Below are 12,064 nucleotides of genomic sequence, written 5' to 3' on the forward strand. Positions count from 1 at the left end.
GACACACTCCGTCGCATCAGCCGTCGCCTGATGCCCCTGCTCTGCCTGATGTATCTGATCGCCTATATCGATCGGCAGAACGTCGCCTATGCCAAGCTCGAGATGGTGGGTGCGCTGGGCCTTTCCGAGGCGGCCTATGGCCTTGGCGCCAGCCTGTTCTTCCTCGGCTATTTCCTTTTCGAGGCGCCGGCGAACATGATCCTGGCGAAGGTCGGCGCGCGGCTCTGGTTCGCGCGCATCATGGGCACCTGGGGGGTGATCACACTCGCGCTCGGCTTCACCCAGGACGCGACGATGTTCTATGTGCTGCGCTTCCTCCTGGGGGTCGCGGAAGCGGGCTTCTTCCCGGGCGTGCTCTACATTCTCACCTTGTGGTACCCTCAGGCGCGGCGTGCGCAGATGGTGGGCTGGTTCATGATCGCGAGCGCCGTGGCCAATGCGGTCGGCTCTTTGATTGGTGGCGCCTTGCTGGAGCTGGGTGGGGTTGGCGGCCTCGCCGGCTGGCAATGGGTGTTCCTGGCAACCGGTGCCCCGGCGGTCCTGCTGGTCCCCGTCGTCCTGTGGGCCCTGCCCAGCACGCCGCAGGACGCACGCTTTCTCAGCGCCGCCGACAAAGCCTGGCTCGCGGCGCAGCTCGCATCGGAGCCCAAGCAGGCGCTGGAAGGCTCGGCGTGGCGCGCGCTCCTCGATCCGCGCGTCCTGCTGCTCGCGGCACTCTATTTCGGGATGCCGCTCGGCGCCTACGGGCTGAGCTATTGGCTGCCGACGATCGTCAAGGGCTTCGGCGCTTCGAACTTGCAGAATGGAGTCATCAACGTGATCCCCTGGATCTGCGTCGCGATCGCGCTATGGGCGGTGCCGCGCCACGCCGCACGCTATGGCGCCACCCGCTGGCATATCGTGGCACCGATGCTCATCGCCGCGGCGGCGCTGCTCGGGAGCGTGGTGTTGCCGGGGGCCGCGGTGAAGTTCGCCTGCCTCTGCCTGGCGGCCGCCGCCGTTTTCGCGGGCCAGCCGATGTTCTGGAGCGTTCCGCAGCGGCTGCTGACCGGCGCGCACGCCGCCGCAGGCCTCGCGGTGATCAACTCGGTCGGAAATCTGGGTGGCTTCGTCGCGCAAAACGCCGTTCCAGCGATCCGCGACGCCACGGGAAGCAATCTGGCGCCGATGGCCCTGCTGTCGGCCGCGCTGGCACTGTCCGCGCTCGGCTTCTTCCTGCTTCTTCCGACAATCACCAACCGCGATCGTGGGGTCGTCGCCTAGAGGCTGCTCGCCGATCCCAGATCCTCGACACTGAACGGCTCCAGCAACATGACGCCGGCGATCATCTCGTGCGACCAGCGCACGATGCCGCGCCGTTCCTTCCCCGAAGGTAGCGTAATCTTGACCCCCAGCCCTTCGGAGAAGCTGCCGTCATGCTTGAGCTTCATTCCGCGCTGCGAGATGTCCGCGATCTCCACAACCCGTGTCCCGGCCGCGCTGCGAGTCAGCGCTGGAGTGATGATCGGTAGCCTGAGCGGGCGCGAGGCCGCCTCTCGGGCCTGGGCCGCGAGCCGTGTGAGAAGCGCCGCGCTGTCGACTTCCTTCTGCAGGCGCAGTCCGCAATCCAGCCCGTCCGACCACACGACGTCGCCGTTGATCGATATTCCTTCGGCCAGTTCGAGTGCCAGCGTGTCTCCCAGGAGAACCGGCAGATGCACCCGCAGGCGCACGCCCTCGTCAGAGATATTCTGAACCCGCGCCAGTCCCTGATCGGTGTTGGTCACGACCCGGGCCACGCGAAAAACGGTCTGCACCCGATTTGAGGAGCGCCGTTCGTCGGCCATCGCGGGCGATGGCCGAGTTGGTTCCGGTTCGTAGCTGTTCCGCGTCTCGCTCTGCATGCGTACCTCCGAACCATCGGGAATCGCATAACCTGCGCAGGTCTGAAATCACGCGATAATACGGAAGCCTTGGTCACTTCTTGGTAAGAATTGCCAGGATCGGGTCGCGCTTTGCGCATGGTCGGAAGGCGCTGCTCCTTTGCGAGTCGCGAGGGCGTGCCGGCGTGCGAGGTCCATTTTGTGCCCTAATGGAGGCTAGGCGGCCGAGCGCTTCCGCAGGATCGCGCCGCCGCTCATTGGATCCGCGGCAGAGCGAGGCGGACCTTCCACAAGTGCCTCCCTGCCTTGGCGGGTGGCGCGCCCGCTGCTCGCATGTACCGGCAACGAGAAGGAGAAGCGCGCGCCCTCCCCCCGGCTATCGCCGAGCCAGAGCTTACCGCCATGCGCCTCGACGATCGTGCGGCAGATCGACAATCCCATGCCCATGCCACGGGGTTTCGACGATTCTGCCCAGGTGAACAGCGTCTTCGATGCCTTGGGTGAAACGCCCTTGCCGCTATCCGTGACCGAAATGATGACTTCGCCTTCGCGTACACAGGTCGTCACGCGCACTCTCCCCGAAAACGCAGCGACTGCTTCGCACGCGTTGCGGATGAGGTTCATCAGCACCTGCTGCACCTGAATCCGATCGGCCTCGAGGATGATGTGGGGCCGGCTCCGATCCTCGATCGTTATCCCTGCCCCGGTCCCGGCCCGGACCAGCCGGAGCGACTCGCGAACCGCCTGCTTCAGGTCGAATTGTTCGCGTCGCGCCCTGCGTCGCATGGTCATATCGCGCAGTCGGCGGATGATCTCGCCGCCGCGGCGCGCGCTCTCGCCGATCTCGACCAGGTCCTGCGACAGTTTTTCGCTACCACCCTCCAACCGGTTCCGCTGATCGCACGCCGAGGCATAGTTCGAGATTGCGGCCAGCGGCTGCATCAACTCGTGCGCCAGTGTGCCCGCCATCGTTCCCATCGCACTCACGCGCGCTAGATGGATCAGCTTTGCCTGAAGCACTTCGATCTGCTCGGCACCGCGCATCTGCTCGGTAACGTCATGGCCCTCCCAGAACATTCCGGCGATCTGGCCGTCCAGTTCGCGCACCGGCTGGCAGATGAAATCCAGATAGCGGGTCTCCGGCTCGGCGCCCGGCTCGCGCAGCAGGCGGATCGGCATCGCGGCGCCGGAAAAGGACTCGCCCGTCCGATACACGGCGTCGAGTTGCATGAATATCTCCTGCCCCTTCAGCTCGGGAAACACCTCCTCCACGGGTCGTCCGATCAGGTCCCGCGCGCCCACCAGCCGGTGATAGGCGGCGTTGGCGAAGGTGAAGCGATGATCCGGACCCTCGGTCAGCGCGATAAAGCCCGGCGTATGTTCGTATAATATGTGGAGCGCCATCCGCTCGCGCCGCATGCGCTTCATCTGCGCGCTGAGATCGACGAACGACACGCAATGCTGCACCACGTCGCCGCGTTGATCGTGAACCGGGTTGAAGCTGAGGGCGAGCCACAGGAGACATCCGTCCGCGCGCCGAAACTCGACATCGAGCGTATCGAGGCTTTGCACGAAGCGGTCGCGGACCGCCGCCCGCGCATCTGGGTCCGAGGTCGCCTTCATCAGGAAATCGAACGGTTCCCCGATCACCTCATAGCGCTTGTAGCCGACAAGATTGAGGAAACTGTCGTTCGCGAAGATGATCGGATGGCCGATCTCGAGCGCATTCGTGAAAACAAACGCCATGCGCGCGGTCTCTGCGGCCACTACAAAGGGGCCCAACGCTTCTTTGAAAGCGTTAATCTCTTGTTCAGCTCGCAATTGTTTGTGTGAGATGTTCATTGCAACCGTCCTCAAGACGAAGTAACCATCACAGGTTCTGAAACTTTGTTTAGTGCATAATTCGGTTTCGAAGTGCACATAGGTCAAGCTAGCGAGCTTTTTTTGTAAGTATTCTTCGTTCCAAGTAGCGGCGACACTCGCCTCTGGGCGCTTCACAGCGAGAGCGCGCAGGCGTAAGGAGCGCAGATGATCGAACGCCATTTCCTGTCCCACCCGCGAAGCGTCGGCGAAAGCTATGCCGAGCATGCCGTTACCGCCGCGCGCTTCGGCTTCGCGATGATCGTCGGCGGCGCCGCCTGCGTCGTCCATGCGATTCTGCCGTCGCTGTTCGCGCGCACCGCCAGCGATACCGTCAAGACGCTCTACGGGCAGATGAAGGCGCGCCAGCCTGCTTTCTCGCAGCAGCGCCCGGCGTTCCAGCAGCCCGAATGGCAGATCGACTACGAAATCTGACGTGATCGAGCATGTCGCCATCATCGGCGCAGGCTTTTCGGGCACGCTTCAGGCGATCAACCTGCTCCGTCACGATGGCCCGCGCGCAACGCTGATCGAGCGCGCGCCGGTGGCGGGCACCGGCCTGGCTTATGGCGCGGCGCATCCCAGCCATGTCCTCAACGTCCGCGCCGCCAACATGAGCGCATTTCCCGACGATCCCGGGCACTTCGTCCGCTGGCTCGAAGCGCGTGGCGTGGCCGATGCGCCTGCCGCCTTCATCCCGCGTGTCACCTATGGCGACTATCTGCGCGAACTGCTCGAGGCGGCGCTGCGTGATCCTGGCGGAAGACTGACGCTGGTGCGCGGCGAAGTCACCAATCTCGACTTCGCGGACAAGGTGATCGTCAGGCTCGCGGATCGCACGATCCAGGCCGACGCGGCGGTGCTCGCGGTGGGCAATCTGCCGCCGCACGATCCGCCCGGTCTCGATCCCGACAAGCTCTCGGATCGCTACAAGGGCGACCCGTGGGACGCGAGCGTGCCGGAGAATCTCGCGGACGACGACACCGTACTCATTGTCGGCACCGGCCTGACGATGATCGACGTCGTCCTGCTGCTCGACGCGCGCGGCTTTCGCGGGCGGATCGTGGCGCTGTCGCGGCGCGGGCTGCTTCCACGCCCTCACGCGCCGACCGAAGCCTGGGACAAGATCCGCGAACGGCCCGCGACGGCGGCCTCCCAACTCCTTCAAGGCGTCCGAACCCGCGGCGAAGCGATCGGCTGGCGCAACGCGGTCGACGAGCTGCGCCCCTTCACCCAATCGATGTGGGGCAATGCCAGCGACACCGAACGCGGCCGCTTCCTGCGCCATCTGCGCCCCTGGTGGGACGTGCATCGTCACCGCCTCGCCCCCGAGGTCCATGCGCGACTGGTGGCGGTGATCGCGCGTGGCCAGCTCGACGTCATCGCAGGTAAGACGCTCGACGTGGCCGAACAGGCAGAGGGCATCCACGTCCAGTATCGCCGCCGCGGCAGCGACGCGAAGGAGACAATCCTTGCCCAGCGCATCGTCAATTGCACCGGGCCGCTGGGCGACCTCGCCCGCACCCAAGAGCCGCTGCTGCAAAAGCTCGTCGCCCAGAGCATGATCCGCCCCGACGCCGCGCATCTCGGCATCGACGTGGACAATCAGGGCCAGACCATCGCCGCCGACGGCACCCCCAACGCCAATCTCTACGCGCTCGGCCCGATGACGCGCGGGGCCTTTTGGGAGATCGTCGCGGTGCCCGACATCCGCAACCAAACCTGGAACGTCGCGCGCCGCCTTTCCAATGCGCATTGGGTCGGCGGCGAGGGGCTCTAGGTTTCGCGCAACGACGCGACGATGTCGTCCATGCCGCGCAGCGGCCCACCGTCCGAACCGTTGGCACATTCTCTGCGGTGGGCAGGGGGATGCCGTTAGCCACACGACCAACCTCGTAGCGTCGTCGCGCGAACTAGTATCAATTGACACTAAATCGCCGCCGCGGTATCGCAACCTCCATGAACGATCCAGCAAATCCCCTCGGCCTGAACGGCTTCGAGTTCGTCGAATTCACCTCCCCCGATCCGGAGGCGATGGCGCGGCAGTTCGAGCAACTCGGCTTCGTGCCGTCGCACCGCCACCTCAGCAAGAACATCACCCGCTACAAGCAGGGCCGCATCAACCTGATGCTGAACCGCGATGCCGACGGTCGCGTCGCGCAGTTCCGCAACGAGCATGGCGCATCGGCCAGTGCAATGGCCTTCCGCGTCGCCGATCCCATCGCAGCGATGGAGTGGGCGCTCGAGCATGGTGCCAAGCGCACGCTCGAGGACGACACCGTCATCGAGGGAATCGGCGGTTCCTACCTCTATTTCATCCAGGACGGCATCGATCTCTATGCCGATTGGGCCGAAATCCCCGGCTGGCAGGAAGCCGAGGCGGCCAACAATGTCGGCCTCGATCTGCTCGATCACCTCACCCACAATGTCCGCCGCGGCCAGATGCGGGTCTGGTCGGAGTTCTACAAGACGCTGTTCGGTTTCAAGGAACAGAAATATTTCGATATCAAGGGCCAGGCGACCGGCCTGTTCAGCCAGGCGATGATCGCGCCCGACAAGGCGATCCGCATCCCCCTGAACGAGAGCCAGGACGACAAGAGCCAGATCGAGGAATTCATCCGCGAATATCAGGGCGAGGGCATCCAGCATCTCGCGCTGACCACGGACGATATCTACGACACCGTCGAACGCCTCCGCGCGCGCGGCGTCCGCCTGCAGGATACGATCGAAACCTATTTCGAGCTCGTCGACAAGCGCGTGCCCGGCCATGGCGAGGATCTGGAACGACTGCGCAAGAACCGGATCCTCATCGACGGCAGCGTCGAGAATGGCGAAGGCCTGCTGCTCCAGATCTTCACCGAGAATATGTTCGGCCCGATCTTCTTCGAGATCATCCAGCGCAAGGGCAATGAAGGCTTCGGCAACGGCAATTTCCAGGCGCTGTTCGAGAGCATCGAGCTGGACCAGATCCGCCGCGGCGTGATCAAGGTCGACGCTTGAACCCGTCCTTCCCCTCCCTGCAAGGGAGGGGCAAGGGGTGGGTCCAGCGGAAGGCGGGCTCGATGCTCGGCTTTCGCTTCCGCCGGAGCGTCGCGAGGCTCGCTGCGCTTGCCACCCACCCCCAGCCCCTCCCTTGCAGGGAGGGGAGCAAGGCAGGGCAATGACCGATTATTTCCCCGGCTTCGGCAACCATGTCTCGACCGAAGCCGTGCCGGGCGCGCTCCCGGTTGGGCGCAACTCTCCGCAGAAGCCCGCCTTCGGCCTTTATGCCGAGCAGCTCAGCGGCACGGCGTTCACCGCGCCGCGCCACGAGAATCGCCGCTCCTGGCTTTATCGCCTGCGCCCCACCGCCGAACATCCCCCCTTCGTCGCGTATGAAGGGGCAAGCCGCTTCATCGCCGGCACGATTGACGCCCCCCTACCCCCCAATCGCCTGCGCTGGGACCCGATCGCCGATGCCGCAGCCGGGACCGATCTGATCGACGGCATGACGACGATGCTCGTCAACCGCGACCCAGCCGACCTCGAAGGCGTCGCCGTGCATCTCTACGCGGCCAGCCGCGACATGGATTCCCGCATCTTCGCCAATTCGGACGGCGAAATGCTGTTGATCCCCCAGGCCGGCCGGCTGCAACTGCTCACCGAGCTGGGCCGGATCGACGTGGCCCCCGGCCAGATCGCGCTCATCCCCCGCGGCGTCCGCTTCCGCGCGCTGCTGCCCGATGGCGCGGGGCGCGGTTATGTCGCCGAGAATCACGGCGCGCTCTTCCGCCTGCCCGATCTCGGCCCGATCGGCGCCAACGGCCTCGCCAACCCGCGCGACTTCGAGACGCCGGCCGCCTGGTTCGAGGATAGCGATTCCCCGTTCGAGCTGATCCAGAAATATATGGGCAGCCTGTGGACCACCCAACTCGACCACAGCCCGCTCGACGTCGTCGCCTGGCATGGCAATCTTGCCCCGTGGCGCTATGATCTGGCGCGGTTCAACACGATCAACACGGTCAGCTTCGATCATCCCGATCCGTCGATCTTCACCGTGCTGACCTCGCCCAGCGACGTCCCCGGCCGTGCCAATGCCGATTTCGTGATCTTCCCGCCGCGCTGGATGGTCGGCGAAGACACGTTCCGCCCGCCCTGGTTCCATCGCAACGTGATGAGCGAGGCGATGGGGCTGATCGACGGCGCCTATGACGCCAAGGCCGAGGGCTTCGCGCCGGGTGGGCTCAGCCTCCACAATCTTATGGCGGGCCACGGGCCCGATCTGGCGACGTGGCAAAGCGCGTCAAACGCCGAGCTGAAGCCGCACAAGATCGAAGGCACGATGGCGTTCATGGTCGAGAGCTGCTGGGCCTATCGCCCGACCCGCTACGCGCTCGAGCATAGCCAGCCCGATTACGACGCTGCCTGGAAGGGCTTCCCCAAGGCGCAATTGCCGTGAAAATCCTCCCCGAGCTGGTCTCGGGGAGGGGGACCGCCGGCCGCAGGCCGGTGGTGGAGGGGCCGCCGACGCAGTCGGCGGGCTACGCCCGCCGCCCCTCCACCATGCTTTGCATGGTTCCCCTCCCCCGGCGAAGCTGGGGGAGGAATTAGAATGGAACGCCTGACCACGACGCCCCCAAACGTCACGCTCGGCCCGCTCGACCTCGTCGTCGACGGCCGCGCGCGCGGATTCGTGCTCGAAATGCGCGCAGGCCGCTTTCACGGCTTCGTCGTCCGCCAGGGCGAGCAGGTCCATGGTTATGTCGATCGCTGCCCGCATATGGGCCTACCCCTCGCGCGCGATCTCGACGAATATGTCACTCCGAACGGCGATTTGCTGATGTGCTCCTGGCACGGCGCGATGTTTCGGATCGACGATGGCTATTGCGTGGGTGGCCCCTGCGGAGGGGCTTCGCTAAGCCCCTGGCCGATCGCGGTACGCGACGGGATGATCGTGACCGCCTGAGAGGAAATGGATATGGACCAGAATCTGGATTTCGGGCTCGGCGAAAACGCCGACATGATCCGCGAGACGACGCAGCGCTTCGCCAAGGAGCAGATCGAGCCCCTCGCCGCGCGCATCGACGCCGAGGACTGGTTCCCGCTCGAACTCTGGCCGGCGATGGGCGAGCTCGGGCTGCATGGCATCACCGTCGCCGAGGAAGATGGCGGCCTCGGGCTCGGCTATCTCGAACATGTCATCGCCTGCGAGGAGGTCTCGCGCGCGTCGGCCTCGATCGGCCTGAGCTACGGCGCGCATTCGAATCTGTGCGTCAACCAGATCAGCCGCTGGGGAAATCCGGAACAGAAGGCCAAATATCTGCCCAAGCTGATTTCCGGCGAGCATGTCGGCAGCCTGGCGATGTCGGAGGCGGGCGCCGGCTCGGACGTCGTCAGCATGAAGCTCCGCGCCGAGAAGACCGCCAACGGCTATCGCCTCAACGGCACCAAATTCTGGATCACCAACGCGGCCTATGCCGATACGCTGGTGGTCTACGCCAAGACCGGAGACGGCAGCCGCGGCATCACAACCTTCCTGATCGAGAAGGACATGCCGGGCTTCTCGATCGGCCAGAAGATCGACAAGATGGGCATGCGCGGCTCGCCCACCGCCGAACTGGTCTTCGACGATTGCGAAGTGTCCGACGAGAATGTCATGGGTCCGCTAAACGGCGGCGTCGGCGTGCTGATGTCCGGCCTTGATTATGAGCGCACCGTCCTCGCGGGAATCCAGCTCGGCATCATGCAGGCCTGCCTCGACGTGGTCCTCCCCTATCTGCGCGAGCGCAAGCAGTTCGGCCAGCCGATCGGCGCCTTCCAGCTGATGCAGGCCAAGGTTGCCGACATGTATGTCGCGCTCAATTCCGCGCGGGCCTATGTCTACACGGTCGCCAAGAATTGCGACGCGGGCCGCACCACCCGCTTCGACGCCGCGGGCGCGATCCTGCTGGCGTCTGAAAATGCCGTGAAGGTTTCGCTCGAGGCGATCCAGGCGCTGGGCGGTGCCGGCTATACCAAGGACTGGCCGGTCGAACGCTTCGCCCGCGACGCCAAACTGCTCGATATCGGCGCGGGGACCAACGAGATCCGCCGCATGCTGATCGGGCGCGAGCTGATCGGGGCATAGAACTCCCTCTCCCTTTGGGAGAGGGAAGGGCCCCGCGCCGAAGGCGTGGGAAGGGTGAGGTCGATGTCCGATCACCCTCACCCTCCCGCCGCTACGCGGCTCCTTCCCTCTCCCGCTGGGAGAGGGACTGTATCACCAGACCTTCACCCGCGCCTCGGGCGCCAGAAACAGTTTCTGCCCGGGCTTCACCGAAAAGGCCGGATACCAGGCATCGAGGTTGCGCACCGTCAGCGCCCGCCAGCGCCCCGGCGCATGTGCCCCGGTCGCCACGCGACCGCGCAGGGCCTGCTCGCGCATCTTCTCGCGCCAGGCCTGGGCATAGGCCAGGAAGAAGCGCTGATCGCCGCTCAGCCCATCGATCACCGGCGCTTCCTTGCCGTTCAGCGACGCACGATATGCCTCATGCGCCGCGGCCAGTCCGGCGACGTCGGCGATATTCTCGCTCAGCGTCTGCTGACCGTTCAGATTCAGCCCTGGCAGCGCCTCATAGGCATTATACTGCGCGACCAGCGCCTGCCCGCTCGCCTTGAAGCGCGCCATGTCCGCCGCGGTCCACCAGTTGCGCAACCGCCCGCTCGCATCGAAACCGGCGCCGAGATCGTCGAAGCCGTGGCTGATCTCATGCCCGATTACCGCGCCGATCGCGCCATAATTGGCCGCGGCATCCGCGCCCGCATCATAGAAAGGCGCCTGGAGGATCGCCGCCGGGAAGTTGAGCGCATTCTGAAGCGGCAGGTTGACCGCGTTCACCGTCTGCGGCGTCATCCACCATTCGCCGCGATCGGGCGCCTTGCCGATCTTGGCGAGTTGGTGCCGCGTCTCGGCCAGTTCGGCGCGGCGGCGATTGCCGACCGGATCGTCGGCCTTCACCTCCAGACCGGAATAGTCGCGCCACGCATCGGGATAGCCGACGCCGACCTGCATCGTCGCGATCTTCTTGCGTGCCTCGGCCTTGGTCGCCTCTGCCATCCACGGCAAAGCGGCGACCCGCTTGTCGAACGCGGCGAGGATATTCTTCACCATCGCCTGGATGTCCGTCTTCGACGATGCCGGGAAATAGCCCTTCGCATAGAGCTGCCCCATCGCATCGCCGAGATGCTCGTTGATGCTGCCGATCGCCCGCTTGTCGCGCGGCCGGGCGCTCTGCGTGCCCGCGAGCGTCTTGGCGTAGAAGTCGAAATGCGCCTGGTCAAATTCGGCGGGGAGCACGTCGGTCACGTCGTCGATCCGGTGGAAGGTCAGCCAGTCCTGCCAGGTCTGCAGCGACTCGCTGGCTACGAGACTGGCGATGCCGATCACGGCATCAGGCTGCCATACGATGAAATCGTCCTGCTGGCCCAAGCCTGCGGCGCTCCAGAAGGCGGCCCAGTCGATCCCGGGACCCTTGGCCGCGAAATCCGCTTTCTTCCATGGATTGTTCGCCTTCTTGGCATCCTGGCTCGTGACGATGTCGGCATGGACCCGGGCAATCTTGGCCTCCAGGTCGAACACGCGCTGCGCACGCGTATCGGGCTCGGTGATGTTCGCCAGGCTGAGCAACTTGCCGATATAAGCGCGATACTGGCGCCGGATCGTCGCCATTTCGGGCCTTTCGGACAGATAATAGTCGCGATCCGGCAGCCCGAGTCCGCCCTGCAACACATAGGGCACAGTCGTATCCGGCCGATCGAACGCCTGCGATACGAACAGGCCGAAAAGATTGGTCGTCTCGAAATCGGTGGCGTTGAGCGGATCCACGTCAGCGCGGACATTGCCGCCCAGCATCGCCGAAAGCGCCTTCTTGTCGGCCAGACCCTGGATCGCATCCATCTCCGCACCAAGTGGCGCGAGCCCGCGCTGTTCGATGCCGGCGCTGTCGGTATAGGCCTTGTACCAATCGGCAATCCGGCGTTGGTCGCTGCCCGCCGCGGCGTTCGCCTCCAGCGCAGCCTTTACGATCGCCGCATTGTTCGCCTCGGCCTTGTTGAACACTTCGAGGAAAATGCCGGTGCTAGATCGATCGGCCGGAATCTGCGCGCGCGCGCGCCAGCCGCCGTTGGCATATTCTTCGAAATCGTCGCCCGGCTGGACCTGCTTGTTTAGCCCCGCCAGGTCGATGCCGATGCCGCCGCCCACCGATACGGAACTCTTATTCCCTCCCGGATCGGCCGCTGTGCATGCAGCGGTTGCGAGAAGGGCGGCAACGATCAAGGCGCGACAATTCACTTGGGCTACTCTCCGGCGTTTTGCGTCTGCT

Annotated in this window: 10 protein-coding genes; 7 read left to right on the plus strand and 3 right to left on the minus strand. The window is 65.0% G+C overall.

Translation table 11 applies throughout. The features are described from left to right. Positions 1–30: 30 nt before the first annotated feature. Complete coding sequence (locus tag OKW87_RS04330; protein ID WP_265542590.1) at positions 31–1,263, plus strand: MFS transporter; 1,233 nt, start codon at positions 31–33, stop codon at positions 1,261–1,263. Here OKW87_RS04330 and OKW87_RS04335 read toward each other — a convergent pair. Both OKW87_RS04335 and OKW87_RS04340 read right to left on the minus strand, forming a co-directional pair. Next, on the minus strand, positions 1,260–1,883 hold the full coding sequence (locus OKW87_RS04335; protein ID WP_265542592.1) for a PilZ domain-containing protein: 624 nt from the start codon (positions 1,881–1,883) through the stop codon (positions 1,260–1,262). The two genes, OKW87_RS04330 and OKW87_RS04335, sit on opposite strands and share 4 nt — an antisense overlap. A gap of 195 nt (positions 1,884–2,078) precedes the next feature. After that, positions 2,079–3,905 (minus strand): ATP-binding protein, encoded by a 1,827-nt coding sequence (locus tag OKW87_RS04340; protein WP_265542594.1) that lies wholly within the window; start codon positions 3,903–3,905, stop codon positions 2,079–2,081. Between OKW87_RS04340 and OKW87_RS04345 the strand changes: the two genes are divergently transcribed. The 6 genes from OKW87_RS04345 (at position 3,891) to OKW87_RS04370 (ending at position 9,828) form a co-directional block, all read left to right on the plus strand. Beyond that, the gene (locus tag OKW87_RS04345; protein WP_265542596.1) at positions 3,891–4,157 is read left to right on the plus strand and encodes a DUF6356 family protein; all 267 of its coding nucleotides are present in this window, start codon (positions 3,891–3,893) and stop codon (positions 4,155–4,157) included. The genes OKW87_RS04340 and OKW87_RS04345 overlap by 15 nt on opposite strands. A 1-nt stretch (position 4,158) precedes the next feature. Next, positions 4,159–5,502, plus strand: coding sequence for an FAD/NAD(P)-binding protein (locus OKW87_RS04350; RefSeq protein WP_265542597.1), 1,344 nt, complete (start codon positions 4,159–4,161; stop codon positions 5,500–5,502). A 179-nt stretch (positions 5,503–5,681) separates the two neighbouring features. After that, entirely contained in the window at positions 5,682–6,722 is a 1,041-nt protein-coding gene (gene hppD, locus OKW87_RS04355) for a 4-hydroxyphenylpyruvate dioxygenase (RefSeq protein ID WP_265542598.1), read from the plus strand. 160 nt (positions 6,723–6,882) lie between these two features. Next, entirely contained in the window at positions 6,883–8,160 is a 1,278-nt protein-coding gene (hmgA, locus tag OKW87_RS04360) for a homogentisate 1,2-dioxygenase (RefSeq protein ID WP_265542599.1), read from the plus strand. A gap of 153 nt (positions 8,161–8,313) precedes the next feature. After that, positions 8,314–8,667, plus strand: a complete 354-nt coding sequence (locus OKW87_RS04365; RefSeq protein ID WP_265542600.1) for a Rieske (2Fe-2S) protein — start codon at positions 8,314–8,316, stop codon at positions 8,665–8,667. A gap of 12 nt (positions 8,668–8,679) precedes the next feature. Next, on the plus strand, positions 8,680–9,828 hold the full coding sequence (locus tag OKW87_RS04370) for an isovaleryl-CoA dehydrogenase (RefSeq protein WP_265542601.1): 1,149 nt from the start codon (positions 8,680–8,682) through the stop codon (positions 9,826–9,828). A gap of 132 nt (positions 9,829–9,960) precedes the next feature. Here the strand turns inward: OKW87_RS04370 and OKW87_RS04375 are convergent, their stop codons facing one another. Continuing rightward, positions 9,961–12,033, minus strand: a complete 2,073-nt coding sequence (locus OKW87_RS04375) for a M13 family metallopeptidase (protein WP_443025079.1) — start codon at positions 12,031–12,033, stop codon at positions 9,961–9,963. Positions 12,034–12,064 lie beyond the last annotated feature (31 nt).

Origin of the sequence: Sphingomonas sp. M1-B02, from assembly GCF_026167525.1 — a bacterium.
Classification (GTDB): Bacteria; Pseudomonadota; Alphaproteobacteria; order Sphingomonadales; family Sphingomonadaceae; genus Sphingomonas.

Bases quoted from the DNA above. Each gene is read 5' to 3' on its own strand.
- OKW87_RS04330 (WP_265542590.1), top strand. From the start codon at position 31: ATGCCCCTGCTCTGCCTGATGTATCTGATCGCCTATATCGATCGGCAG.
- OKW87_RS04335 (WP_265542592.1), bottom strand. From the start codon at position 1,883: ATGCAGAGCGAGACGCGGAACAGCTACGAACCGGAACCAACTCGGCCA.
- OKW87_RS04345 (WP_265542596.1), top strand. From the start codon at position 3,891: ATGATCGAACGCCATTTCCTGTCCCACCCGCGAAGCGTCGGCGAAAGC.
- OKW87_RS04340 (WP_265542594.1), bottom strand. From the start codon at position 3,905: ATGGCGTTCGATCATCTGCGCTCCTTACGCCTGCGCGCTCTCGCTGTG.
- hppD (WP_265542598.1), top strand. From the start codon at position 5,682: ATGAACGATCCAGCAAATCCCCTCGGCCTGAACGGCTTCGAGTTCGTC.
- hmgA (WP_265542599.1), top strand. From the start codon at position 6,883: ATGACCGATTATTTCCCCGGCTTCGGCAACCATGTCTCGACCGAAGCC.
- OKW87_RS04365 (WP_265542600.1), top strand. From the start codon at position 8,314: ATGGAACGCCTGACCACGACGCCCCCAAACGTCACGCTCGGCCCGCTC.
- OKW87_RS04370 (WP_265542601.1), top strand. From the start codon at position 8,680: ATGGACCAGAATCTGGATTTCGGGCTCGGCGAAAACGCCGACATGATC.